Source organism: Plantibacter lichenum (assembly GCF_050587525.1).
In the GTDB taxonomy this organism is placed as follows: domain Bacteria; phylum Actinomycetota; class Actinomycetes; order Actinomycetales; family Microbacteriaceae; genus Plantibacter.
In genome coordinates, this window is sequence record NZ_JBOBFT010000005.1 from 116316 (window position 1) to 141976 (window position 25661).

The 25661-nt window shown below is 68.3% G+C and carries 20 protein-coding genes and 1 tRNA gene; 8 read left to right on the forward strand and 13 right to left on the reverse strand.

Annotated features, from left to right (window positions below; genetic code table 11):
* The first annotated feature begins 159 nt into the window (after window positions 1–159).
* Complete coding sequence (locus tag ACQ3HB_RS08725) at window positions 160–414, forward strand: hypothetical protein (protein ID WP_430919553.1); 255 nt, start codon at window positions 160–162, stop codon at window positions 412–414.
* A gap of 92 nt (window positions 415–506) precedes the next feature.
* Here the strand turns inward: ACQ3HB_RS08725 and ACQ3HB_RS08730 are convergent.
* The 3 genes from ACQ3HB_RS08730 to ACQ3HB_RS08740 all read right to left on the reverse strand — a co-directional run bounded on the left by ACQ3HB_RS08730 (window position 507) and on the right by ACQ3HB_RS08740 (window position 2886).
* Window positions 507–580, reverse strand: a tRNA-Leu gene (locus ACQ3HB_RS08730).
* A gap of 279 nt (window positions 581–859) precedes the next feature.
* Window positions 860–2362 carry an HNH endonuclease signature motif containing protein gene (locus ACQ3HB_RS08735; RefSeq protein ID WP_430919555.1) on the reverse strand — a complete coding sequence of 501 codons (1503 nt, stop codon included), beginning with the start codon at window positions 2360–2362 and terminating at the stop codon, window positions 860–862.
* Between the two features lie 182 nt (window positions 2363–2544).
* Window positions 2545–2886, reverse strand: a complete 342-nt coding sequence (locus ACQ3HB_RS08740; protein ID WP_430919556.1) for a MazG nucleotide pyrophosphohydrolase domain-containing protein — start codon at window positions 2884–2886, stop codon at window positions 2545–2547.
* A 93-nt stretch (window positions 2887–2979) separates the two neighbouring features.
* On the opposite strand from ACQ3HB_RS08740, the gene ACQ3HB_RS08745 reads away from it, so the two are divergent.
* Window positions 2980–3717 (forward strand): tyrosine-protein phosphatase, encoded by a 738-nt coding sequence (locus tag ACQ3HB_RS08745; protein WP_430919557.1) that lies wholly within the window; start codon window positions 2980–2982, stop codon window positions 3715–3717.
* 98 nt (window positions 3718–3815) lie between these two features.
* On the opposite strand, the gene ACQ3HB_RS08750 is transcribed toward ACQ3HB_RS08745, so the two are convergent.
* The 5 genes from ACQ3HB_RS08750 to eno all read right to left on the reverse strand — a co-directional run bounded on the left by ACQ3HB_RS08750 (window position 3816) and on the right by eno (window position 9415).
* Entirely contained in the window at window positions 3816–5408 is a 1593-nt protein-coding gene (locus ACQ3HB_RS08750; RefSeq protein WP_430919559.1) for an NAD(P)/FAD-dependent oxidoreductase, read from the reverse strand.
* Window positions 5409–5451: 43 nt separating this feature from the next.
* Complete coding sequence (locus ACQ3HB_RS08755; protein ID WP_430919561.1) at window positions 5452–6810, reverse strand: S8 family serine peptidase; 1359 nt, start codon at window positions 6808–6810, stop codon at window positions 5452–5454.
* Window positions 6780–7301: a DUF501 domain-containing protein gene (locus ACQ3HB_RS08760; protein ID WP_430919563.1), complete on the reverse strand. Its 522-nt coding sequence runs from the start codon at window positions 7299–7301 to the stop codon at window positions 6780–6782. The genes ACQ3HB_RS08755 and ACQ3HB_RS08760 overlap by 31 nt, the downstream gene beginning before the upstream one ends.
* Before the next feature lie 7 nt (window positions 7302–7308).
* The gene (locus ACQ3HB_RS08765; RefSeq protein ID WP_430919565.1) at window positions 7309–8043 is read right to left on the reverse strand and encodes an FtsB family cell division protein; all 735 of its coding nucleotides are present in this window, start codon (window positions 8041–8043) and stop codon (window positions 7309–7311) included.
* 91 nt (window positions 8044–8134) lie between these two features.
* A complete protein-coding gene (eno, locus tag ACQ3HB_RS08770) occupies window positions 8135–9415 on the reverse strand; it encodes a phosphopyruvate hydratase (protein WP_430919567.1) in 1281 nt (426 codons plus the stop codon).
* Between the two features lie 214 nt (window positions 9416–9629).
* Here eno and ACQ3HB_RS08775 point away from each other — a divergent pair, with 214 nt between their 5' ends.
* The 3 genes from ACQ3HB_RS08775 (at window position 9630) to gap (ending at window position 12667) form a co-directional block, all read left to right on the forward strand.
* Window positions 9630–10523: an aminoglycoside phosphotransferase family protein gene (locus tag ACQ3HB_RS08775; protein WP_430919569.1), complete on the forward strand. Its 894-nt coding sequence runs from the start codon at window positions 9630–9632 to the stop codon at window positions 10521–10523.
* A gap of 35 nt (window positions 10524–10558) precedes the next feature.
* On the forward strand, window positions 10559–11503 hold the full coding sequence (locus ACQ3HB_RS08780; protein ID WP_430919771.1) for a GlxA family transcriptional regulator: 945 nt from the start codon (window positions 10559–10561) through the stop codon (window positions 11501–11503).
* 165 nt (window positions 11504–11668) lie between these two features.
* Window positions 11669–12667, forward strand: coding sequence for a type I glyceraldehyde-3-phosphate dehydrogenase (gene gap / locus ACQ3HB_RS08785; protein ID WP_430919571.1), 999 nt, complete (start codon window positions 11669–11671; stop codon window positions 12665–12667).
* 173 nt (window positions 12668–12840) lie between these two features.
* Here the strand turns inward: gap and ACQ3HB_RS08790 are convergent, their stop codons facing one another.
* Window positions 12841–13833, reverse strand: coding sequence for an endonuclease/exonuclease/phosphatase family protein (locus ACQ3HB_RS08790; protein ID WP_430919572.1), 993 nt, complete (start codon window positions 13831–13833; stop codon window positions 12841–12843).
* Between the two features lie 182 nt (window positions 13834–14015).
* Complete coding sequence (gene hisS, locus ACQ3HB_RS08795; protein ID WP_430919574.1) at window positions 14016–15332, reverse strand: histidine--tRNA ligase; 1317 nt, start codon at window positions 15330–15332, stop codon at window positions 14016–14018.
* A gap of 124 nt (window positions 15333–15456) precedes the next feature.
* Between hisS and ACQ3HB_RS08800 the strand changes: the two genes are divergently transcribed.
* Complete coding sequence (locus tag ACQ3HB_RS08800; protein WP_430919576.1) at window positions 15457–16350, forward strand: PhzF family phenazine biosynthesis protein; 894 nt, start codon at window positions 15457–15459, stop codon at window positions 16348–16350.
* A 131-nt stretch (window positions 16351–16481) separates the two neighbouring features.
* Complete coding sequence (locus tag ACQ3HB_RS08805; protein WP_430919577.1) at window positions 16482–17933, forward strand: MDR family MFS transporter; 1452 nt, start codon at window positions 16482–16484, stop codon at window positions 17931–17933.
* Window positions 17934–17995: 62 nt separating this feature from the next.
* Here ACQ3HB_RS08805 and ACQ3HB_RS08810 read toward each other — a convergent pair whose 3' ends face one another.
* Window positions 17996–18721: a nucleoside triphosphate pyrophosphohydrolase gene (locus tag ACQ3HB_RS08810; RefSeq protein ID WP_430919579.1), complete on the reverse strand. Its 726-nt coding sequence runs from the start codon at window positions 18719–18721 to the stop codon at window positions 17996–17998.
* Window positions 18718–20154 carry an aldehyde dehydrogenase family protein gene (locus ACQ3HB_RS08815; protein WP_430919772.1) on the reverse strand — a complete coding sequence of 479 codons (1437 nt, stop codon included), beginning with the start codon at window positions 20152–20154 and terminating at the stop codon, window positions 18718–18720. The genes ACQ3HB_RS08810 and ACQ3HB_RS08815 overlap by 4 nt, the downstream gene beginning before the upstream one ends.
* A 372-nt stretch (window positions 20155–20526) precedes the next feature.
* Between ACQ3HB_RS08815 and nhaA the strand changes: the two genes are divergently transcribed.
* Window positions 20527–21687 (forward strand): Na+/H+ antiporter NhaA, encoded by a 1161-nt coding sequence (gene nhaA, locus ACQ3HB_RS08820; RefSeq protein ID WP_430919580.1) that lies wholly within the window; start codon window positions 20527–20529, stop codon window positions 21685–21687.
* A gap of 164 nt (window positions 21688–21851) precedes the next feature.
* On the opposite strand, the gene mfd is transcribed toward nhaA, so the two are convergent.
* Entirely contained in the window at window positions 21852–25463 is a 3612-nt protein-coding gene (mfd, locus tag ACQ3HB_RS08825) for a transcription-repair coupling factor (protein ID WP_430919582.1), read from the reverse strand.
* Window positions 25464–25661: the final 198 nt, after the last annotated feature.

A 25661-nucleotide genomic window follows, 5' to 3' on the forward strand; every position in this document is an offset into this window, starting at 1 on the left:
TGCCGATGACGACGCTTGAACCGCAGTCGACGCTGTGCTACTCGCTGACATCGCTGTCCGCCGGTCGTGGGCCGTTCAGCGTTCAGCCGGCATTGAGCCGCTCAGCGATCGATCTCACCGGATCCCTGACGATGCGTCTGCCGGCGACGACGGTGAGGTATGGGATTTCGGGAGTGGGACGAAGTCGCCTGGCTCGACCGGTTGAACGATTGGCTGCGGGCGCATCGGGCCGTGTACGTCGTGAGTGTGACGATCGTTGCGCTCGTCGTGTTCGGTGTGGACTTCTCCTCGACGCCGGCCGCGGTGCGATCGGCTCTGATGCTCGCCGTGCTCGTGGCCGCTCTCGTCGTTGCGGTCACGCAGCTCGTGCGCGGTTCTCATCGCAGCGACCGCTCACGTGACGAGCCGTCCTGACGCACCGCGCATCCGCTGAGCTGCTGTTGTGAGGGACGGTCAGAGCCTCGTCGCTGCGGGCATCGGACCATCGGTCATGTTGTGCGAAGGAGTACCCCCGGTGGGGTTCGAACCCACACTCGGGCGATTTTAAGTCGCCTGCCTCTGCCAGTTGGGCTACGGGGGCCCGCCCTCAATGCTATCGAGGCTCGGCAGCTGCTCGTGGCGACGGCGCGGGCTGCGACGGCGCGGTCGTTCGGCCCGTCGGAATCTGTGGGCATCATCGGAAGCGCACACCACTTCGACGAGCTCAGTGACCGGGCCTCCCCGGTCCCTGAGCTTGTCGAAGGGCCATGGTTCGTGGCTCCGCTGCCGACACCCCGGTCCCTGAGCTTGTCGAAGGGTGGGAGTTCACCAGAACAGAACGACCAACGCCTCGACATGCTCAGTGACCGGATCGGGAGGCTCATCCGACTGCATCGAGACGAATACGACCACCTCGGCGGGGCGTGCGGGATCGATCCACGTGCGGTGGCGGTATGAACCAGGGAACCTGATCCCGGACCCGGATCTCCCACCCGTCGGCATGAACACGATGGTGATGGTGCGTGCACAACAGGATCCCGTTGTCGAGGTCCGTCGGACCTTCTCTGGACCACCATCGGAGGTGATGGGCCTCCGTGTACGAGGGCGGATGCGTGCAACCGGTCCACGCGCACCCACCGTCACGCTCGACGAGCGCGAGCTTCTGCGCCCGGCTGAACAATCGGCTCCCGTAGCCCAGATCCAACGGCTGCGACGCTCCACCGAGCACCATCGGGACGATCCTCGCGTCCACTGCCATCCGACGGGCCGTTCCGGCACTGATCGGCTGATCCATCCCATCGATCGTTGCCGTCCCGACGCCGTCGAGCAACGTCTGCAGATCCATCCGGACCACGACCGTCACCGGTGCCAACTCCAGCGCCGCGCCAGAACACCCGGCCGCGTGCCGGAACACGTCCACGAGCGCATCGGCGCGGCGCTGCTCCATCGTCCGCGGATCCGGCATCTCCGTGACCCCTGGCGCGGCCTCTCCTTCCGTTGCCGCCTCGACCTCGTGTTGCTCGGCTTCCCGGTGGACGAACCGTGGACGACGCAGTTCGCGGCCCACGATCCCATCGATGCCGCCCTGGACCCAAGCAGCGCTCTCCGGATCCAACCGCAGTCGAACGTCGAGAATGCCGCCCGGTCCAGTGCTGATCGTGCAGGAACGCCGTTGGCGTTGGAGCGCTTCACGTGGCTCCGTGCCGTCCTGGTCCAGCCGATCCCGAACCTGCCCGGCGATGTCCCGCACTTCGTGCAGCGGAGCGAACGCGCAGTGCTCCACGCAGATCCGCTCCCCCAGCGCCAGTTCCTCCACGCCGACCGCGTGCACCGTCTTCCGCAGCTCCCGAACGACGATCGCCGCACCGTCCAGTGTCAACCGTGACTGGGCAGGTGCCTCGGTGCCGTGCTCAGAGACGTCACTCCTCCGCTCGGGTTCGATCGCGGATGCGACCTCCGGGAACTCCGCGGGCACAACCTCACCGAGGAACGAGCGACGGGGCATCACCGCAGTCCCGACCTCGCACAGCGCCTTCGCCTGCCCACGACTGACCCGCCACCGCTCCGACAGCAAGACCGCCGTCGATGCATGACCCTGTGACTTGGCCAAGCCGCTGTCACCCCGCTCTGGACCGGACCGGGAAGCGATCGCACCGGCCATGAGTGCCTTGCGTGCGTCGAGCGCCTGCTGGACGGCAGCGATGTCGTCGACCAGCGCGAGCAGACCTGCGTCCGACATCGACTCCAGCTGCTCAGTTGGCTCGGCTCCGCGTACAAACGGATCGATCCGCGCATCCCATTCGGTGCAGAGTCCGTCCACCGCCGCGCGCAGCCCCGTCAGAGCCGAGGGGACCTCGGAGGCGATGACGGGGTTGCTGGACATGGAACGATCATCGCATCGACCACTGACACTGATGCTTGCGCAAAAAGGAGCGATGATCAGCTCTTTTACCCGTCACCCGTGGCCTAAGCCGGCTTCACGCAGGCGGCAGCTGCTGTGCATCGGCGAGCGAGTGACGGGCTTACCCCGCGAGCTCGCCCTCCTCCAAAGGAACGTCCCTGACGTCATAGGGTGGACTCGGGATCCTCCTCAGCGTCTGTCAGATGTACCGCAAGCTCCCTCATCGTGCGGTCGAATGCGAGCTCCAAGTCGACACCGTGAGCGTCGGCGAGTGACAGAACCGACCAGAGGCAGTCGGCCAACTCGTGCGCGAGGGCTTCGTCGAGGCCGTTCCGTGTCCGCACTCCAGCTTTCCCTTGCACGAGCTTGGCCAGGTCGCCGACGTCGCCGACGAACCCGAGCATGAGCTCCTCCGCCGTCCATGCACGTCCGTACCGCGCTCGCTCGAGTCCTGCGTACTGCGCGCGAACCTCGCGCGCCCTCGTCGTCATCTCCTGGAAGTCCATGCCCCAGTATCGCAATGCGGTCAAGAATGCGGGAGGAGCATGAACCGCACAACGACTCGGCGGACGTGTGCCGCCGTCCCCTAGAGTGAGGCGATGCGAGACCTCGACTGGCAGGGCATCCACAACGTCCGTGATCTGGGGCAACTTCCCACCGCGCTGTCGGAGACCGGAGGAACCATCCCCGGACGAATCGCCCGCGGGCCACGACGCGAGCTCCTGACCGACACGGGGTGGCGGCAGGCCCGATCGTGGGGGCTGCAGACAGTCATCGATCTGCGCTGCGACGATGAAATCGGCCGGCGTCCAGCGGACCCGAGGGTCGATATCGCCAGCGAAGCCAGCGTAGCGATCATCGACGCCCCGACCGAGGACCACGACAACGCAGAGTTCCGCGAGACCTGCTTCCCGATCCTCGATTCTCCCGCCTACTGGGCGCACAACCTGCGGATCCTGCCCCATCTCGTCCGAACCACGTTCGAGCAGATCGCTACCGCCCGCACCGGTATCCTCGTCCACTGCAGCGCAGGTCGCGATCGCACCGGGATGGTCAGCGCGCTCCTGCTCGGCAACGCTGGCGTCCCGCCGGACGTGGTCGCCGAGGACTACGCTCAATCAGTTCGAGCGATGGCGGGCGTCGCATCCCACGCACCGACCCACGACCGTCAGGCGACCTGGACGGCGAAAGAGGTCGAGACCTGGCTCGGAGAGACCGTGTGGATCGTGCGGCAGACCGCCGCTGCAACGGATGACGCGTTCGACACCATCGGGCTGGCGGCTCCGGTTCGCGCGCGTCTCAGGGCACTCCTCACGCGGGTCCGGCAGGATGACTGACCGAACGACATCGGGCAGGCTCAGCGACCGAACATGGAAACACGAAACGGCGCCCGTGGATGACCACGGACGCCGTTTCGGACAGCGAAAGCTGCGGACTACTTGTTGGCGCCGACCGACTCGGCGGGGTTCGCGACAGCGTCCTCGGGTGCGGCACCCGACCCAGCAGCCTCACCAGCGGGAGCAGCAGCGTCAGCCGGAGCCGCCTCGGCAGCAGCGTCAGCGGCTGCGACCTTCGGCTTGGGCGTGCGCTTGACGGGAGCCTTGCGAGCGGGCTTCGCAGCCGCGGCAGGCTTCTCGGCCACTGCAGCAGCACCAGCGACACCGGCTGCAGCAGCCGGAGCTACAGCAGCAGGCGCAGCCTCAGCCGGCGGCTTCGGACGCGAAGCGAACTCCTCGAATACCTTGCGCGGCGTCTGGCGAGCCTCGAGCGACACGATGTCGCGACCCAGCCAGAAGTTGTTCCACCAGCCCCAGAACACGCGGAACTTGCGCTCGAAGGACGGCATGGCGAGACCGTGGTAGCCACGGTGCGCGATCCAGGCCGGGAAGCCCGTGATCGCGATCTTGCCGGACTGGAAGACACCGATGCCGATGCCGAGACCAGCGACGGCGCCCAGGTTCTTGTGGACGTACTGCTTGGTCTCTTCACCACGGAGGACGGCGAGGATGTTCTTCGCGAGCAGCTTGCCCTGACGGACGGCGTGCTGTGCGTTCGGAACGCAGTAGCCGCCGACGCCACCACCGGTGAGGTCGGGGACGGCTGCGACGTCGCCGGCAGCCCAAGCGCCTTCGACGAACTCCTCGTCGGTGCCGACACGGAGGTCAGCACGGGTCTTGATGCGACCGCGCTCCTCGACGGGCAGGTCGCCACCGCGGACGACACCCGGGTTCGCCATCACACCGGCGGTCCAGACGATGAGGTCGCTCTCGAACGACTCACCCGTCGACAGCTCGACGACGCCGCCGACAGCGGACTTCAGCTGCGTGTCGAGGTGCACGAGGGCACCGCGCTCTGCGAGGTTCTTGAGCACCCAGTGGCTCGTCTTCAGCGTGACCTCGGGCATGATGCGCCCCATGGCCTCGATGAGGTGGAACGAGGTGTCCTCGAAGCTCAGCTGCGGGTAGAACTTGATGAGCGAGCTCGCGAACGAACGCAGCTCGGCGAAGACCTCGATGCCGGCGAAGCCGCCGCCGACGACCACGAAGGTCAGGAGGCGGTCGCGCTCGGGACCTGCGGGCAGGTTGGCGGCACGGTCGAAGTTGGTGAGCACGCGGTCGCGGATGGCGACGGCTTCCTCGATCGTCTTGAGGCCGATGGCCTCGTCGGCGACACCGGGGATGGGGAACGTGCGGGACACGGCACCGGCAGTGACGACGATCTGGTCGTACTCGATCTGCCAGGGCTCGCCGACGGGCGGCGTGATGGTCGCCGTCTTCTCAGCGTGGTTGATGCCGGTGACCTTCGCCGTGATGACGTTGGTCGACTTCAGGTGACGACGCTGCGCGACGACCGCGTGGCGCGGTTCGATGGACCCTGCAGCGACCTCGGGGAGGAACGGCTGGTAGGTCATGTAGGGCAGCGGGTCAACGATGGTGACCTCGGCCTCACCCTTGCGAAGCCGCTTTTCGAGCTTCCATGCGGTGTAGAACCCGGCGTAACCACCACCGACGATCAGAATTTTGGGCACGACGGACGATCTCCTACGTAGACACTAGATGTTCGGAAGGGCGTCACTTTCGTAGCACCCGCTTGAAATGCCTGGTAGCGCCGATGGCACCGAGCGTTACAAGGCTACCAGTTCCGAGGAGCAGGGCGAGCGGCAGGGACACGTACATCAACGACTCCGGTGTCGGCAGGAACGGATTGGCCTGCACGATGACCGATTGCGCCGGTGGGACGGCGGGCGGCGGCGGAGCCGTCGTCGGTGTGTTCTGCGGGTGGTCCGGTGTCTGCTCGGCCCGCCGGTAGAGGGTGATCCAGTCGCTCAACTGCTGTGCCGGCGTCGTCGTCGCGGGTCCCACATCGGCCGTGACGGCCTTCGCAGCATCGATCAACCCGTAGCCGTAGATGGGGCTCGGCGTGCTGGATCCGGCCGCTTTCGCCGTCGCCGTGACGCGCTGCATCACATCGGCCGCACTGAGTTCTGGATGAGCGGAGCGCACGAGGGCGACGAGGCCGGACACGATGGGCGCCGCGCCGCTCGTGCCCTGCCACATGACGTAGCCGCCCTCCGGAGTGACGCCGACGAGCTGCTCGCTCGGCGCGGACACGGCGATCGTGATGCCCTGACTCGACGCATCGAAGCTCGCACTGCCGGACCGGTCGACGCCCGCGACGGTGAGCACGCCGGGGATCGTGGCCGGAGCACCGACCTCGGTCGTCCCGCTCCCCCGGTTTCCTGCAGCCGCCACGACGACGACATCGTGCTGGAACGCGTACAGGAACGCACTGTCCCAGCTCTCCGGCCAGTCGAGGCTGTTGCGTGTGAGCGACATGTTGATGACGTCGGCACCGTTGTCGACGGCCCAGCGGACGGCTTCGGCGATCTGGTCGTCCCACGGTGTGACGCTCGACCCGTCCGCACCGAAACCGACGGAGATCGAGAGCAGCGACGCCTCCGGGGCGACGCCGATCACGCCGGCACCCGGGCTGCGACCGCGACCGGCGATCATCGATGCGACGAGCGTTCCGTGGTTGCTGCCCTCGGCACCGACCGGTTTGCGGCCGTCTGGACTCCCGAGCCCCGAGACGTCCGTTCCGCCGACGACGGCGCCGTTCAATTCGGCTGGACCACTCGCGATCCCCGTGTCGATGACGGCGACGGTGACACCGGCTCCCTTCGTCGTGTTCCAGGCCTGCGTGAACCCGTAGTCGTTCAACCAGTACTGCATGTCCCGGACGGTGTCCGCGTGCGCCGGACTCGCGACGGAGCCGAAGACGAGCACGGCCAACGCTCCCGCCACGACGCGCGCGACGATGCCTCGGCCACGCGCCCCCACGCGTGATCCGCCGGTCCTCCTCGCCCCCGCGAGCCGCTCGGATGTGCGGCGCGGGGCGGTCAGCTGGTCGACACCCCGTAGTCGGCGCATGCGCACACCTCTGGACTCCACGTGGCTCGTTCGAGGGCGAGATCGCCGATCGGGTTGACGCCGGGCCCGGCCGCGAGCGTGTGCCCGACGAGGGCGTGCAGGCACTTCACTCGCGTCGGCATGCCGCCGGCGGAGATGCCGTCGATCTCCTCGACGGTCGCGATCGACGTGCGATCGGCCAGGTACGCCTGGTGCGCGACGCCGTACTGGGCGAGGAGCGCTTCGTCCTCCTGCAGGAGGTCGTTGTACTCGTTCATGACCTGGGTAGCCTCGAGCGACGACACGGCGGCCGTCGCGGCCGGGTGCGTCAGGTAGTAGAACGTGGGGAACGGGGTGCCGTCCGCGAGGCGCGGAGCTGTGGAGACGACGGTCGGGGCACCGCAGACGCAGCGTGCGGCGATGCCGACGACGTCGCGTGCCGGGCGTCCGAGCTGGGCCGAAACGATCGCGACGTCCTGCTCGCTCACCGGGCCGAAAGGTGGGGTGGTCATAGGACCATTATCCCTGGGGCTGGCTGGGTGCCTGCGTCGAGCCGGGCGCGGGCGGCTCCGTCGGCGTGGTCGAAGGTGTGGGGGCGGGGGCGAATCCTGACGCGACGAGCGAGGACAGCATCCCTTGCAGCCAGTTCGACTGGGTGGGGACGAGTGCGTCGCTCACGGGCGCGTTGTTCGAGGGCACCGTGGCCGGATCGATGTCGTTCACGATGATGTAGCTCACCTCACCTGGCAGGGCGTAGAAGAGCTTGTCGCGGGCCTGGGACATGACGTAGGTCTTGTCGTTCCACCTCGCACGCTGCTCGGTGAGCTTGTCGACCTCGGCCTGGCTCCGCTGCACGTCCTGCTGCAGGGACGCGATCTGCTGCCGCTGCTCCACGAAGGTCTTGAGGTTCGGAGCGATGACGATGACGCCGAGGATGAGAATGCCGATGAGGAGGATCGAGAACCCGGAGACGCGCAGGCTGCGAAGCCACGCGAGCGTGCCGTTCTGACCGGCCGCTGCTGCGGCATCGGCGTTCCTGCCGCCAATCGGACGCGTGCCGGGACCTGCACCGGTTGTCGTGGGCGATTGCTTCGGCGCTTTCGACGCCGATGATTTCGACGCGGACGATTTCGACGGAGGCGCTTTCGACGAAGGCGCTTTCGACGCGGACGATTCACGGCTCGAGGACGCGCCGGCGCTCTCACCGGATCCGGGGGGCCTCGGCTCCTTGCGTGGCCCGCTGGCCTGGGGCATCGGCGGTTTCTTCACGACGTGCCCTCCTGCGAACGACGAAAGCTCTTGGGGGTGCCGATCGGCACCCCCAAGAGCTTCAGGGTGTCGATATTCAGGCGGTGAATCGGGGGAAGGCGCTACGACCCGCGTAGACCGCGGCCGCATCCAGCTCTTCTTCGATCCTCAGCAACTGATTGTACTTCGCGACCCGCTCGCTGCGCGCAGGCGCACCGGTCTTGATCTGGCCGGCGTTCGTCGCGACGGCGAGGTCGGCGATCGTCGTGTCCTCGGTCTCACCGGAGCGGTGCGACAGGATCGTCGTGTAGCTGGAACGCTGTGCGAGTGCGACGGCGTCGAGCGTCTCGGTGAGCGTGCCGATCTGGTTCACCTTCACGAGGAGCGAGTTGGCCGCACCGCGCTTGATGCCGTCCGCGAGACGCTTCGGGTTGGTGACGAAGAGGTCGTCGCCGACGATCTGGACCTTCGAGCCGAGCTCGGGGGTGAGGTGCGCGTAGCCCTCCCAGTCGTCCTCGGCCAGCGGGTCCTCGATCGTGATGAGGGGGTAGTTGGCGACGAGGTCCGAGTAGTACGCGGTGAGCTCGGTGCTGTTCAGCTGCTTGCCCTCGAAGTGGTACGCGCCGTCCTTGTAGAACTCGGACGAAGCGACGTCGAGGCCGAGCGCGATGTCGGTGCCGAGCGTGAAGCCGGCCTTCTCGATCGCCTGGACGATGAAGTCGAGAGCGGCACGGTTGTGCTCGAAGTCGGGAGCGAAGCCGCCCTCGTCGCCGAGGCCGGTCGCGAAGCCCTGCTCCTTGAGGAGGCCCTTGAGCGTGTGGTACGTCTCGGTGCCCCAGCGGAGCGCCTCCTTGAACGACGACGCGCCGATCGGGAGGATCATGAACTCCTGGATGTCCACGCCGGTGTCGGCGTGCGATCCACCGTTGATGATGTTCATCATCGGGACGGGGAGGACGTGTGCGTTCGCGCCACCGACGTAGCGGTAGAGCGGCAGGTCGGCGGAGTCGGCAGCGGCACGTGCGACTGCGAGGCTCGCGCCGAGGATCGAGTTGGCGCCCAGTCGGCTCTTGTTCTCGGTGCCGTCGAGCTCGATCATGGTCTGGTCGACGAGGCGCTGGTCGTCGGCTTCGAGGCCTTCGAGCGCCGGGCCGATCTCGTCGAGAACGGCGTCGACCGCCTTCTCGACACCCTTGCCCAGGTAGCGGCCCTTGTCGCCGTCGCGCAGTTCGTACGCCTCGAATGCGCCGGTGGATGCGCCGGATGGAACGGCGGCGCGGCTGACCACACCGTCTTCGAGCAGCACCTCGACCTCGACGGTCGGGTTGCCACGGGAGTCAAGAATTTCGCGAGCGCCTACTGCCTCGATGAGTGCCACGGGTGTTCTCCTAGTGGGGATTGGTGATGTGGAACGGAACGACCTCGATCCGCGAACAGTCTAGTGACTCGACGGGAGCGGGACCTGGACGGGTCGACCCGAGGGCAGTGGGCGACCGCATCGATCCGCCGGACGCGCACAGAGGATTCATCTCCGACACCCCTCCGGGACACCCGGCCCAGTAGCATCGGAGCACCGGGCGGGAGGGGGGACGATGGCGGAGAAACCGAAAGCGGACATCGCTACCGACCTCGCGCTGGTGCGGCGGCTGCTCGAAGCCCAGCATCCCGACTTGGCGATGCTGCCGCTCGAACTCGTCAACGCGGGCTGGGACAACGAGATCTTCCGGCTCGGCCGAGACCTCGCGGTGCGCATCCCACGTCGCGAAGCCGCTGCGCACCTCATCGAGCACGAACAGCAGTGGCTGCCGGTCCTCGCGGGGAACCTCACGACGGCCGTACCCGTCCCCTACCGCATCGGCGTCCCATCGGATGCGTTCCCCTGGCCGTGGAGCGTCGTCCCCTGGCTGTCCGGCCGCCCGGCTTCCGCGGCGAGCCGAGCGGAACGACGCTGGATCGCCGAGGACCTCGCCACGTTCTTCCTGCAGCTGCATCGCCCGGCCTCCCCCGACGCCCCCGCGAATCGCGTCCGCGGAGTTCCGCTGGTGCACCGCCGAGCGGACGTCGTGGCGCGGCTCGACGAGCTCGCGAACAACAGCATCCACCGCCGCGCGGAGCTGCGCGCGCTCTGGGACCGGGCCGTCAATGCCGCGCCGTACCGCGACGAACCGCTCTGGCTCCACGGCGACCCGCACCCCGCGAACCTGCTCGTGTCCGAGTCGCGGCTGTCGGCCGTGATCGACTTCGGGGACCTCACCGCTGGAGACCCCGCGACGGACCTCGCCGCAGCCTGGCTCGTCTTCGACGCGGAGGGGCGGGCGATCTTCCGCGGCGCCATCGAAGCGGGACGAACCGTCGATGCCGCCACGTGGCTGCGCGCCCGCGGCTGGGCCCTCGTCATCGGCACGGCGCTCGCGATCTCGTCCGACGGCGATGCCGTGTTCGCGGCGATGGGACGCAACACGCTCGACGCCGTCCTCGACGACTGAGCCGGAACCGGGAGGAGCAGGCAGTGGCCAGAGCCATCCATCGCGTCGCCGTCCTCGTGCTCGAGGGCGCGAAGCCGCTCGACGTCGGCATCCCGGCACAGGTGTTCACGACCCGATCGAGCATGCCGTACGAGGTGCGCGTGTGCGGTGCGGCCGCCGGGCTCGTGACCGGGGGCGACGGCCTGGCCTACCACGTCGCCGAGGGCCTCGAAGCGCTCGAATGGGCCGACACGGTCTTCATCCCGGGCTACCGCGAACCGGCCCGGGAGGATCCGCCGGCGGCAGTCGTCGATGCACTGCTCGCAGCGCACGCGCGCGGCACCCGTCTGGCGGCGATCTCGACGGGGGCCTTCGCCCTCGCAGCGACGGGACTCCTCGACGGCAAACGCGCGACCACCCACTGGCACTACACGAAGATCCTCCAGGAGAAGCACCCGCTGATCAGGGTCGACGAGCACGTGCTCTTCGTGGACGAAGGCGACGTGCTGACCTCCGCCGGCGCTGCATCAGGTGTCGACCTGTGCCTGCACCTCGTGCGCCGGGACCACGGCGTCGCCCTGTCGAATCAGGTGGCACGGCGGCTCGTCGCGGCCCCGTACCGAAGCGGTGGCCAGGCCCAGTACGTGCCCCGGTCGGTCCCGGAGCCGCTCGGGGAGTTCTTCGCGGCGACCCGCTTCTGGGCGCTCGAACGACTCGAGACTCCGCTCTCGGTCGCCGATCTCGCCGCGCACGCCCGCGTGTCGACGCGCACCTTTTCGCGCCGGTTCGTCGAAGAGACCGGCTACACGCCGATGCAGTGGGTGCTGCGGGCCCGCATCGACCTCGCCCGCGAGCTGCTCGAACGCAGCGATCTGGGCGTCGAGCAGATCGCCGCGCGAGTCGGCCTGGGCACTGGCGCCAACCTGCGGCTGCATTTCCACCGCGTGCTCGGGACCTCGCCGAGCGAGTATCGGCACACCTTCGCGCGGCCCTCCGAGTAGGGGTTCGACGGCGTCGGGCACGTGTGGCTGCGCAGGCTGCGCTCGGCGGCTCCGGGCCGATCACGCCAGGGCTTGGCACGATCCTTGCGATGACTGTCGCTACGGCCACTGCCGGAGACTCGCGATGTCGACGAACGTGAATGGCGACGAAAGGAACCACCCCTCATGACCCGCATCGCCGTCAACGGATTCGGCCGCATCGGACGCAACGTGCTCCGCGCCATCATCGAACGCGACACCGACCTCGAAGTCGTCGCCATCAACGACCTCACCGAACCCGCGACCCTCGCACACCTCCTGCGCTACGACAGCTCCCTCGGCCGGTTCGGCCGCTCGGTCGAGATCGACGGCGACAGCCTCGTCGTCGACGGCCACCGCATCCGCGTGCTCGCAGAACGCGACCCCGCGGACCTCCCCTGGGCCGAACTCGACGTCGAACTCGTCGTCGAGTCCACCGGCCGCTTCACCTCCGCCGAAGGAGCCGGCGCCCACCTGAAGGCCGGCGCCAAGCGCGTCCTCGTGAGCGCGCCGGCGACCGGTGCCGACGTGACCATCGCGTACGGCGTCAACACGGAGGCGTACGACCCGGAGCTCCACACGATCGTGTCGAACGCGTCCTGCACGACCAACGCCCTCGCACCGCTCGCCTCCGTCCTCGACGAGCTCGCGGGCATCGAACACGGGTTCATGACGACGGTCCACGCCTACACGCAGGAGCAGAACCTGCAGGACGGACCGCACCGCGACCTCCGCCGCGCACGGGCGGCCGGCGTCAACATCGTCCCGACGACCACGGGTGCTGCGAAAGCGATCGGGCTCGTCCTGCCCCAGCTCGAAGGCAAGCTCTCCGGCGATTCGATCCGCGTTCCCGTTCCGGTGGGATCGATCGTCGAGCTCAACACGACGGTGTCACGCGACGTGACCCTGGAACAGGTGCTCGATGCCTACCGGACCGCCGCCGCCGGAGCGCTCGACGGCATCCTGGAGTACACCGAGGACCCGATCGTGTCGAGCGACATCACCGGTCGGCCCGCGTCGGCGATCTTCGATGCGGCATTGACCCGTGTGGAGGGGCGGCACATCAAGGTCGTCGCCTGGTACGACAACGAGTGGGGCTTCTCGAACCGCGTTGTCGACACGCTCACGCTGCTCGCGGCGAAGTAGGGACCGGCTCCGGTCCCTCCGCTCTTCGACGAGCTCAGGGACCGAGGGCGGGACCACCTGCAGAGCCCCGGTCCTGGGCCCGTCGAAGGGTGAGTCCGACCAAGACGCACTTCGACAAGCTCAGTGACCGGGACCGGCTCAGTGACCGGAACGGCTCGGCGACCGGGACCGGCTCAGCGCGCGACGTCGAAGGAAGCGACGACCCCGTGGTGATCGCTGCCCGACGCTTCGAGCACCCCGTTGTACGTCGGCTCGAGCCCTCGCGCGAACACGTGGTCGAGCCGGATCAACGGCGCCACCGCAGGCCAGGTGAGCCCGAACCCACCCTCGGACTGGTTCGGCTCCTTCACCTCTGCCTGCAACGCAGCGAGCGCACGATCGGACGGGGACGCGTTGAAGTCGCCCATCACGATGACGTGTTCGCGGGTGTTCGTGCCGACTTCCTCGGCGAGCTGGGCGAGCATCGTGTCGCGGTCCTCATGGGCTCCGGGACGCGCTGAGTCCGCGTGGATGACGTAGACGCTCACGAGTCCTGCCGGCGTCTCGACGACGGCGTTGATCGCTCGGTACCAGTCCAGGCCGAGCTTCAGGCCGATCGAGTCGTCGATCGGATACTTGCTCCAGAGCCCGACCGTGCCCGTGATGACGGAGTGCGGGTAGTCGGCGGCGAGCACGCCCTCGACGGGGTCCCGGTCCTCCCCCGTGAGTTCCTGCATCGCGATGAGGTCCGCCCCGCTCGCGGCGAGCGCGGCGGCGATGACGGCGGGATCACCGTTGGGGCCGAGGTTCTGGCTCGCGACGGTGAGCGACGAATCCGCAGCGACGGCCGCCCGCGAATCGCCGAGCGGCACGAGGGATCCGCCGAACATGAGCGTCCACACGAGCGTGGGTGCGAGGAAGCCGACGACCGCCCCGGGCGTCCGTGCGACGAGCAGGCTGACCAGGAGGACCGGGAGCAGCACCCAGCTCCACACGAGTGCGCTCTCCCAGATGAGCCCGATGCCGGCGATGTCCGGAACGAGCGCGTGAGCGCCGAGCAGGACGGCGAGCACGATGCCGACGACGAGCGTGAATCCGGTCGCTCGTCGGCGTGCGCGGCTGACCCGGCGACGGTTCGCGGGCGCGCCACTGACCGGTGGTCGGTTGGGCGCTGCGATCGTCGTCATGGGGATCCTGTCGCTGGGTTCGGGGAAGCTGCAATCCTCGCCGACCGACCTGAACGCAACCTGATATACCAGGCCGCTCAGCCTGCCGCCTCAGCCCGCGAGGTGTCACGAATGGTCAGTCAGAGGCCAGACTGACCATATGCGACCCCTCGCGAGCCGGTGGCGAGGATGGAGGCGGCCGCTCAGGCGAGGGGCTTGAACTCGAGGGAGTCGAGCGCGGCCGGCGTCGCCTCGGAGGAGACGAAGGCGAAGGACCCGAACCCCGCCGCGGTCACCCGATCGAGGAGCGCCTTGAGGTTCTTGACCCGCGGTTCGAGGCGGACGCGACGGCCCGATGCGACGAGCGCCGCTTTCAGCGCGACGAGCGTCTCGGTGGCGACGTCGCGATCGTGCACGAGGACCACGGAATCGGCGATGGCGTCCACGGGCAGCTCGACGAGGTCGACGATCCGCTCGAACCCGATGGACGATCCGGCCGCAGGCACGTCCTGACCGAGGAACCGGCCGATCATGCCGTCGTAGCGACCTCCGCCGCCGAGCGAGTAGCCGAGGTCGGGGTGGGCGATCTCGAAGATCGTGCCCGTGTAGTACCCCATGCCGCGCACGAGGAAGGGGTCGAAGACGAGCGGGCTGCCGAGTGGGCCCGGCGCGTCGTTCCCGACACCGGTCGCCGCGGCGACGGCGCGACCGAGCGCATCGAGTTCCGCCACGACCGCGTCGTCGGCCCCTTCGGGCAGCGCCTTACGGATCGCCCGCTCGCCGAAGGAGTTGAACTCCATCGTCTGCGGTCGGCGGAAGAACGCATCGAGCGCGTCGACGGCAGCAGCGTCGACGCCACGGTCGCGGAGCTCTGCGACGACGCCGTCCTGACCGACCTTGTCGAGCTTGTCGATCGTGATGAGCACCTGCGCGTGACTCGCCTCGGGGAAGCCGAGTGATTCGAGCATGCCGATGAGCAGGCGCCGGTCGTTGATGCGGACGCTGCAGCCCTCGATGCCGAGTTCCCGGAACGTGGCGATCGTGGCGGTGATGAGCTCCGCCTCCGCCAGGTTCGACGCTTCACCGATGATGTCGATGTCGCACTGCACGAACTGACGGTAGCGGCCCTTCTGCGGACGCTCGGCACGCCAGACCGGCCCGATCTGGATGGAGCGGAACACGGGCGGGAGTTCCGCCCGGTGGGTGGCGTAGTAGCGTGCGAGCGGGACCGTGAGGTCGTAGCGGAGGCCGAGGTCGGTGAGGGACGCCTGGTCCTCGGACCCCGCGGCGACGTCGTCGGCGGACAGGCCGCGCTTCAGGATGTTGAAGGCGAGTTTCTCGTTGTCGCCGCCGAGCCCTGCGTGCAGGCGGTCGTAGTCCTCGACCATCGGCGTCTCGATCTCGTCGAAGCCGTGGGAGGAGAAGGTGCGGCGGATCGTGCCGAGCGCGTGCTCCCGTTTCGCTTTGTCGGTGGGGAGGAAATCGCGCATGCCACGAGGCGGGGTAACGGGAGCAGCCATGACTGACATTCTGGCACGGCGAACGCGACGGCGAACGCGAGGCCGGTCGCGGCGGAATACCCGCGGACGGCCCGGTCTTGACACCTGTGGAGGGTGATCCGACCACCTTCGGGAGCGAGCTGACATGCACGGGACGACGGACGTCGAGCGATACGCGTCATTTGCCGACCACTCCGATTCCGGCAATCCCGCCGGAGTCGTCCTCGACGCTCAGCACCTGACCGCGCCGGAGATGCAGCGCATCGCCGCGGATGTGGGCTACAGCGAGACCGTCTTCGTCACGTCACCGCTCACGGCCGATGCCGCCATCACCGTCCGGTACTTCGCACCGGAGGGCGAAGTCGCGTTCTGCGGGCACGCGACGATCGCGCTCGCGGCAGCGCTCGGGCGCGAACTCGGTTTCGGGGACTTCGTGATCGAGACCGCTGTCGGACCGGTGACCGTGTCCGCGGAACGACGCGACGGCCACGTCGTCGGTTCGTTCCGGAGCCCTCCGATCTCGAGCTCGCCGATCGACGGGGCGCGCCTGGACGTCCTCTTGGGACTGCTCGGTTGGAGCCGATCCGACCTCCACCCCGACTACGCGCCGGCCATCGGCTTCAGCGGCAACCAGCACCCGATCCTCGTCGCCCGAGACCTGACGCGGCTCGCGGAACTCGCCTACGACTTCGACGGGCTGCGCCGCCTCAGCCGCACCGAGGACTGGGTGACCATGCAGCTCATCACGCCAACCGGCCGCGGGGAATGGCGCTCCCGGAACCCGTTCCCGTGGGGTGGGGTCGTCGAGGACCCGGCGACCGGTTCCGCCGCGGCGGCGTTCGCCGGCTACCTCCTCGCGGGAGGGCACGCCGAGAGCGGCGAACGGTTCACCATCACGCAGGGTGTGGAGATGGGGCGGCCGAGTCGCATCGAGGTCGAGCTCCTCGACGATGCTGCGCGGATCGCCGGGCCGGTGACGCCGATCGAGCGCGGCGCGGAGACCGATCACGAGAGCGGAGCGAGTTCTGCCGCGGGCTGAGCGCCCTTCGACAAGCTCAGGGACCGGGAGGGACCTGGCTCGATCGCCGGCCAGTGCGGAATACCCGACGTGCCCGGCACCTTGACTCCCCTGGAGGACGTTTCTGCCGCCTCCTGATCGGAGCGTGACGAATGACCGCAGCACCCGGCGTCGGCGGAGTCGGATTCCGCTCGGAACGCGGCCCCATTCTCATCGCCCTCATGCTCAGCACGGCACTCGTCGCGATCGATTCGACGATCATCGCGACCGCGGTTCCGTCGATCGTGAAGGACCTCGGGGGCTTCGCCCAGTTCCCGTGGCTGTTCTCGATCTACCTCCTCGCGCAGGCCGTCGCCGTCCCCATCTACGGCAAGCTCGCCGACATGTACGGGCGGAAGCCCATCATGCTCATCGGCATCGGACTGTTCCTCGTGGGGTCGATCCTCTGCGGCTTCGCCTGGAACATGGGCTCGCTCATCGCCTTCCGACTCCTCCAGGGCCTCGGCGCAGGAGCAGTCCTGCCGATGTCCGTCACGATCGCCGGAGACATCTACACCGTGAAGGAACGTGCGAAAGCGCAGGGCTACATCGCGAGCGTGTGGGCGATCTCCTCAGTCGTCGGGCCGACCCTCGGCGGTGTGTTCTCCGACTTCATCTCCTGGCGCTGGATCTTCTTCGTCAACATCCCCCTGTGCCTCCTCGCCGGCCTGCTTGTCTGGCTCAACTTCCGCGAGCGGTTCGAGCGCACGAAGCAGCGGATCGACTACACGGGCGCGATCCTGCTCACGGGCGGCAGCACGCTGCTCCTCCTCGGCCTCCTCGAAGGCGGCCAGGCCTGGGCGTGGAACTCACCGCTCGGATTCGGCGTCTTCGCGCTGTCGCTCGCGATGCTCGTCGCCTTCGTCTTCGTGGAACGGCGCGCGTCGCATCCGATCCTGCCGCTGTGGATCTTCAAGCGCCGGGTGATCGTCGCGAGCAGCATCACCTCCGCCGGCGTCGGAGCGATCATGCTGGGCCTGTCCTCGTACGTCCCGACGTTCGCACAGCAGGTGCTCGGGACGAGCGCACTCGTTGCCGGCTTCGCTCTCGCGGCCCTCACGATCGGCTGGCCCATCGCCGCCGCCCAGAGCGGGCGCTTGTACCTGCGGATCGGCTTCCGGGCGACGGGCATGATCGGCACGGGCCTCGTGGTCGTCGGCACGGGCCTCATGCTCCTCATCGGAGCGCAGTCGGCCGTGTGGCTCGTGGCACTGTTCTGCTTCGTGATCGGCGCGGGCATGGGCCTCGTCGCGACGCCGACCCTCATCGCCGCGCAGTCGAGCGTCGGCTGGGGCGAACGGGGCGTCGTGACGGCGACGAACCTCTTCGCCCGCTCGATCGGGAGCGCCGTGGGCGTCGCGGTCCTCGGAGCGATCGTGAACGCGAACCTCGGGGAGAACGCGGGCAACCCGTCGCCCGCGCAGCTGACCGCGGCCGTGCACCTCGTGTTCATCGCGCTGGCCGTCGTCGCGGTCGGGGCGCTCATCGCCGTGTCGTTCATGCCGCGGGGAGTGCCTGAGTCGGCGCCGGAGCCCGCGACCGAGGCGGATCCGGCAACCGTCTGAGCCGAGTCGTCCCCTTCGACAGGCTCAGGGACCGGAGTGCGGCTCAAGGACCGGGGTGCGGCTCAAGGACCGGAGTCACCGGTCACTGAGCCTGTCGAAGTGCCCTCGCCCGTCACTGAGACCGACGAATCGCCTTCGGCAACACCGATGTCGCGCTGCAGAGCGCGAAGGGCGCCACGAAGCGCCCGCTCCGCATCGAGCCCGCGACCGCGCGCCTCGGCGACGAGCGCGAGAAGCTGCGCACCGAGCGCGTCCTCGTCCTCCGGAACCATCCCCGCGGTATCGCCGACCACCGGTGCCTCGACCCCGACCTTCGCCGCACGACCGAGTACCTTGTCGGCGAGCGCGAGCGACGGCATCGCCTGCGGGATCCCGTCGAGCACACTCGTGCGCGTCGACTTCTCGGCCGACTTCGCCGCATTCCACACCCGCACGACGTCCTCGGGCGTCAGGGCCACCTCGTCACCGAAGACGTGCGGGTGCCGACGCACCATCTTCGCCGTCACCGCCTCCGCCACATCGTCGAAGTCGAACGGTTCGTCGAGGTCGCGTGACGCGATCTCCGCGTGGAACACGACCTGCCACAGGACGTCGCCGAGTTCCTCGATGAGCTCCTGCCGGGTCCCGGCCTCGACCGCCTCGACGAGTTCGTAACTCTCCTCGATGAGGTAGGGCACGAGCTCCGCGTGGTCGATCCCCTGCGTCCACACGCATCGATCGCGGATCTGGCGCATCGAATCGACGAGCCGTGCGACCGAGGTGTCTCCGTCCGGTGCGGCACCGCTCACTTGGCGGTACCGCGTTCCCGCAGCCCGGTGCGGGCGATGATGCGGACGATGCGGTCCCTCGTCTGCGTGTACGGCGAGTAGATGAGCGACATCGTGTCCGGTGCGAGCGGCTTGCTGAGCACGGCCTTCTCGTGGGTGAACGCGTCGAAGGAGTACTTGCCGTGGTAGCGGCCCATGCCGCTCTCCCCCACGCCGCCGAAGGGCAGGCCAGGCACAAGCAGGTGCGCGGCGGGGACCCCGAAGGCGAGCGCTCCGGACGATGTGTCCCTCGTGAACCGACGGCGCGTCTCCGCGTCATCGCTGAAGACGTAGAGCGCGAGCGGCTTGTCGCCGGCGCGGATGTGGGCGATCGCCTGTTCGAGCCCCGAGACGTGCACGATCGGGAGGACGGGGCCGAAGATCTCCTGCTGCATGATCTCGGCCGAGGGGTCGACGCCGTTCACGACCGTCGGCGCGATGTAGCGATCCTCGGCATCGGTCTCGCCGCCGATGGCGGGGGTGAGCCCGTCGAGGAGGCCCGAGATTCGCGCGTGGTGGCGTTCGTTGACGATGCGGCCGTAGTCGGCGCTCGTCGACGGGTCCTCCCCGTAGAACTCGTGGATGGCATCGCGCAGGTACGGGAGGAGGCGATCGGCGACGGAACGGGTCGCGAGGAGGTAGTCGGGGGCGACGCAGGTCTGTCCGGCGTTCAGGAGCTTGCCCCACACGATGCGTCGGGCCGCGTCGGCCAGGTCGACGGTGTCGTCGACGTAGACGGGCGACTTTCCGCCGAGTTCGAGGGTGACCGGGGTCAGGTGCTCTGCGGCTGCCCTCGCCACGATGCGTCCGACGGCGCCGCTGCCCGTGTAGAAGATGTGGTCGAAGCGTTCCTCCAGAAGCGCCGTCACGATCTCGTGCCCGCCCTCCAACACGACGACGGCGCGGTCGTCGAGGTACTCCGGCAGGAGCCTGGCGAGCGCTGTGCTCGTGGCCGGGGCGAGTTCGCTCGGTTTGAGGAGCACGCTGTTGCCGGCCGCGATGGCACCGATGACGGGACCGAGGCACAGCTGGACCGGGTAGTTCCACGGCCCGATGACGAGGGCGACGCCGACGGGTTCCGGTACGACCTTCGCGGTCGCGGGCGCGAGCGCGAGGGGGACGGGCACGCGACTCGGTCGGAGCCAGCCGCGCAGGTGGCGGAGCGTGTGGTCGAGCTCTCCGACGATCAAGCCGATCTCGGTGAGTTGCGTCTCCGTGCCGTTCTTCGCGAGATCGGTGTGGAGCGCGCGTTCGAGCTCATCGCCTCGTTCGAGGAGGAGCTGCTTGAGCGCTTTCAGTTGGCGGATACGCCAGTCGTAGGGCTTGGTCGTCCCGCGGTCGAAGGTCCGGCGGAGGCCTGTGACTGCCGCTGAAGCGATCGCGTGGTGGTCGATGAGGGGTTCGGTCGCCTTCATTGGAGGGGCCGGGATAGCCTTCGCATCACTGGCCTTCGCTTCGCTGGTGCTGGTCGAGGCTGCCTTGGTCGAGGCTGCTTTCGTCCGTGCCGTCGGCTTCGCGCCGTCCGATGCCGCCTGTGCCGTGGTGCTCGCCATAAGAGTCCTCCAACTCGACTTCGCCGTCCGTCCCAGCGTACCCGCGGACTCGGGCATCCGCCCGGTTCATCCGTGAGCGCATCGCGCTGACGACACACAGCTGACGACACACGGAGGGGTTCGTCGGGGGCGCAGGATATGCTGGAGGCTGGTGTGTCGGGAAGTCTGGTCGACGATGACTGCAACGACCCGAAAGACACCGCACCTGCTGCGGCCAGCCCGATCAGGAGCCCCATGAGCTTTGTCCGATCCGAACGCGTCGCCGCGATGCTGCTCCTCCTGGGAGCCGCCCTCGGCCTCGTGATCGCGAACTCCCCACTCGCCGACGGCGCCTTCGCCGTCCAGGCGTTCCACCTCGCCGTTCCCGGCACCCCGCTCGACCTCTCGATCGGCCACTGGATCAGCGACGGACTGCTCGCGGTCTTCTTCTTCGTCGCCGCGATCGAATTGAAGCACGAACTCGTCGCCGGGGAACTCAACACCGTCTCGAAAGCGATCCGGCCAGCCATCGCGGCGCTCGGCGGCGTCATCGTCCCCGCGCTCGTCTTCCTCGCGATCACCGCGGGCAGCGACTACCAGCAGGGCTGGCCGATCCCCACCGCGACGGACATCGCGTTCGCCCTCGGGGTCCTCGCCGTCTTCGGCAAAGGCCTCCCCAGCCGACTGCGCATCTTCCTCCTCGCACTCGCGATCCTCGACGACATCATCGCGATCATCATCATCGCCGTCTTCTTCACGGAACAGCCCGAGCTCATCCTGCTCGGCATCGCCGTGCTCACCGTCGCCGCGTTCGGACTCCTCAGCCGCCTGCTCGGCGGCCGGTGGCGCATCCCCGCCGGCATCCTGATGGTGCCGCTCGCCCTCGTGACGTGGGGGCTCGTCGCGCAGTCCGGCGTCCACGCGACGATCGCCGGCGTCGCCCTCGGACTCGCGATGAAACACCGCCCCGCCATGCACCTGCGGCACACGCTCGAACCGTTCACGAACGGCGTCGTCCTGCCGCTCTTCGCGTTCTCTGCGGCACTCGTCGCCATCCCCAACCTGCCGATCGATGAGCTGAGCGCGCCGTTCTGGGCGATCATCGTGGCGCTGCCCGTCGGCAAGATCATCGGTATCGGTCTCGGCGGGTGGATCGGCACCTTCGTCGGACCACGATCCTCGAAACCGGAGATCAGCTTCATGGGGCTCCTGACCGCGGGCGCGCTCGGCGGAATCGGGTTCACCGTGTCGCTGCTCATGAACGACCTGGCATTCGCCGACGACCCGCTCATCCGCAACGAGGGCACGCTCGCCGTGCTCCTCGGCTCGGGCATCTCGATCGTGCTCTCGGGCATCCTGGTGAGCCGTCTCGCCGCGCAGTACCGCCGCGGGAAGCGTGCCGAGGTCGAGGCGTAGGACGCTTCCGCCTCAGTCATTGAGACTGTCGGTCACCGAGCCTGTCGGTCACTGAGCCCGCCGGTCACTGAGCCTGTCGAAGTGCCCTTCTACAAGCTCGGCACCCAGGCGGAGTGCCCTTCGACAAGCTCAGGGACCAGGACCGCTCCAGGCCCCGACCACGGCTACTGCTGCTCGTGCACGACCTCGGGCAACGGGAAGATCGCCGTCAGGAACTGGTGCACCCAGTCGATCAGGTCTGCGTCCGGCAACGCCTCGTCGTTCACACGCGGCATGGGGACCACGAGAGCGTTCGCCTGCGACAGGTACTTGGCCCCCGGGTACATGCGCCGAAGTCGTGCCTGAATGGAGTCCGGCAGGTCCGCAGGCGCAACACGCAAGTTGCTGCCCATCGCGACGACCTCGCTGAGCCCCGACTTCTGCGAGCGCTGACGGAGACGTGAGACCGCGACGAGGTTCGTGACCTGCGCCGGCGGTTCGCCGTACCGGTCCGTCAGCTCCTCGATCACGAGATCGATCTGACCGTCCTTCGCCGCCGGAGCGGACGCCGCCGAGAGCTTCTGGTACGCCTCGAGGCGCAACCGCTCGCTGTCGACGTAGTCCTCTGGGATGTGCGCATCGACCGGCAGTTCCAGCCGCAGTTCCGTCTGCCCCTCCGCCACGTCGCCGCGGAACGTCGACACGGCCTCCCCGATCATCCGCAGGTAGAGGTCGAAGCCGACGCCGGCGATGTGCCCGGCCTGCTCGCCGCCGAGCATGTTGCCGGCGCCGCGGATCTCGAGGTCCTTGAGCGCGACCTGCATGCCGCTGCCGAGCTCGTTGTTCGCGGCGATCGTCGACAAGCGGTCGTGCGCCGTCTCCGACAGCGGCTTGTGCTCGTCGTACAGGAAGTACGCATAGGCGCGCTCCCGACCACGGCCCACACGACCTCGCAGCTGGTGCAGCTGGCTCAAGCCGTACTTGTCAGCGCGGTCGATGATGATCGTGTTGGCGTTCGAGATGTCGAGACCGGTCTCGATGATCGTCGTGCAGACGAGCACGTCGAACTTGCGCTCCCAGAAGTCGACGACGACCTGCTCGAGCGCCGCCTCCCCCAACTGCCCGTGAGCGATCGCGACGCGTGCTTCCGGCACGAGCTCCGCGATCTGCGCGGCCACCCGGCTGATCGACGACACCCTGTTGTGGACGAAGAAGATCTGCCCTTCACGGAGCAGCTCACGACGAATCGCGGCGGAGACCTGTTTGTCGTTGTACGGACCCACGAAGGAGAGGATCGGGTGACGGTCCTCCGGCGGGGTCGCGAGCGTCGACATCTCACGGATGCCCGTGACCGCCATCTCCAGGGTGCGCGGGATGGGGGTGGCGCTCATCGCGAGGATGTCCACGTTCGTCTTCAGCTTCTTGAGGGCGTCCTTGTGCTCGACGCCGAACCGCTGCTCCTCGTCGATGATGACGAGGCCGAGGTCCTTGAACTGGATCTTGTCCGTCAGCAGACGGTGGGTGCCGATGATGACGTCGACCGTGCCGTCGGTGAGGCCGGCGAGCGTCTCCTTGGCCTCCTTGTCGGTCTGGAACCGGCTGAGGGGGCGCAGGTGGATGGGGAAGCCGGCGAATCGTTCCTGGAACGTCTCGAAATGCTGCTTGACGAGCAGGGTCGTCGGGACGAGCATCGCCACCTGCTTGCCGTCCTGAACGGCCTTGAACGCGGCACGGACGGCGACCTCGGTCTTGCCGAAGCCGACGTCGCCGGACAACAGGCGGTCCATCGGGATGGCGCGCTCCATGTCCGCTTTGACCTCATCGATGGTCTGGAGTTGATCCGGCGTCTCCGCGAACGGGAACGCCTCCTCCAGCTCTCGCTGCCACGGGGTGTCCGGGCCGAACGCGTGCCCCTTCGACGCCATCCGCGCCGAATAGAGCTTGACGAGCTCGACGGCGATGTCGCGGACCGCCTTGCGCGCTTTGCTCTTCGCCTGCGACCAATCGCTGCCGCCCATCTTGCTGAGGGCCGGCGCCTCACCGCCGACGTAGCGGGTGAGGAGGTCGAGCTGATCGGTGGGGACGAGGAGTTTGTCGCCCGGATGGCCGCGCTTCGACGGCGCGTACTCGAGGACGAGGTACTCACGGGTGCTCTTCACGGGGTTCCGACCACCGCTCGAGACCTCGCGTTGACTCATCTCCAGGAACTTGCCGATGCCGTGCGTCTGGTGCACGACGAAGTCGCCCGCCTTCAACTGCATCGGATCGACGACGTTCTTCCGACGCGTCGCGAGCTTCTTGACGAGACGCGCGTCGTAGCCGGCCGTGCGCCCGTAGAACTCGGTCTCGCCGAGCAGCGCGAGCTTCGATTCCGACAGCTCGAACCCTGCCTCGACGTCGGCCTGCAACAGGTACACGACACCGGCTTCGAACGCATCAGGCAGTTCCGGGACGATGCGCGCCGCGATCTCGTGCTCGGCGAGGACGTCCGCCGCACGCTCCACGAGCCCGACGCCACGGGCCGCGACGACGACCGTCCAGCCGTCGTGGATACGAGCGGCGACATGCTCGATGGCACCCTCGACGTTGCCGTGGAACGCCGGGACCGGTTCGCCGCCGACGTTGACCGTGAGTAATTCGTCGAGTTCGAGCTCCTCCGGCAGCGGTTCGTCCGGACCGGAACGGAAGCCGCTGAACGTCCACCACGGGTGGTCGGGGTGGGGCTGGCCCGGAGCACTGTACGTGACGGAGTCGCGCAGCTGCCCGAGCGTGATGAAGTCGCCGGATGCGAGGTCGATGGGCGCCTGCGCACCGACCGTCGCGGCGCTCCACGCGGCCGAGAGGAACTCGCGGTTCGTCTCTGCGAGGCTGATGGAGCGGGTCACGACGCGCTCGGGCGACATGATCGCGACGGCCGCGCCGTCCGGCAGGTAGTGGGTGATCGGGACCAGACGATCCACGAGCGCGGGCGTCAGCGACTCCATGCCTTCGACGGCGATGCCCTCCGAGATCTTCTCCAGGATCGACGAGAGGCTCGGGAACTCGTGCAGCATTTCCGCCGCACGCTGCCGGACGGCGTCGTTGAGGAGCAGCTCGCGGCTGGGCGGCAGGCTCACGCCCTCGACCGGCTCTGGCATCGATCGCTGGTCGGCGACGGAGAACGCACGGATCTGGTCCACTTCATCGCCGAAGAACTCGACCCGGTACGGGTGGTCCGCAACAGGCGGGAAGACGTCGAGGATGCCGCCGCGCAGGGCGAATTCGCCACGGCGGGACACCATGTCGACACGGGCGTACGCGAGGTCGACGAGCTGACCGGCGATGGCCTGCAGGTCGTGGCCCCTGCCGCCCTGGACGAGCTCGATCGGCGGGATGTCGGTGAGGTTCTCCGCGACCGGCTGCAGCGCTGCGCGGACGGAGGCGACGAGGAGGAAGGGCTGCTTGCCGTCCCAGTTCTTGAGTCTGTGCAGCGCTTCGATGCGACGACCGACGATCTCGGCGCTCGGGCTGAGGCGCTCGTGCGGGAGGGTCTCCCAGGCGGGGAACTCGACGATCTCCGCGTGTGGCATGAGGGCCGCGAGCGATGCGCGGAGGCTTTCGGAGTCACGTCCCGTCGAGGTGACAACGAGGGCCGCCTGCAGCGATCCCTGCCTGCCGCGTTCGTCGATGAGCGACGCCAGGAGCGGTGCCCTGAGTCCGTCGATCACCGAGAAGTCGGCGCTCTTGCCCGCGTACGCGAGGGCATCGTCCATCGTGGAGGCGCGCGAAAGCGCGTGAGTCAAACCCTGAAGCGTCACCATCACAGCCTACGCGGACCCACCGACACGGCGTTCCCGTGGCGTTACGCCCAGGGCGATGTGCGTGCGGGCCTCCGTGTTCGGGTCAGCGCGATGCGCTCGCGCGAGCGCGGGTCTGGCCCGCCAGCGCGGGCTGGACCGCACCCGCGCTCGCAACGTGGCACGGCGCACGCGCGAGCGCATCGCGCTGCACAACCC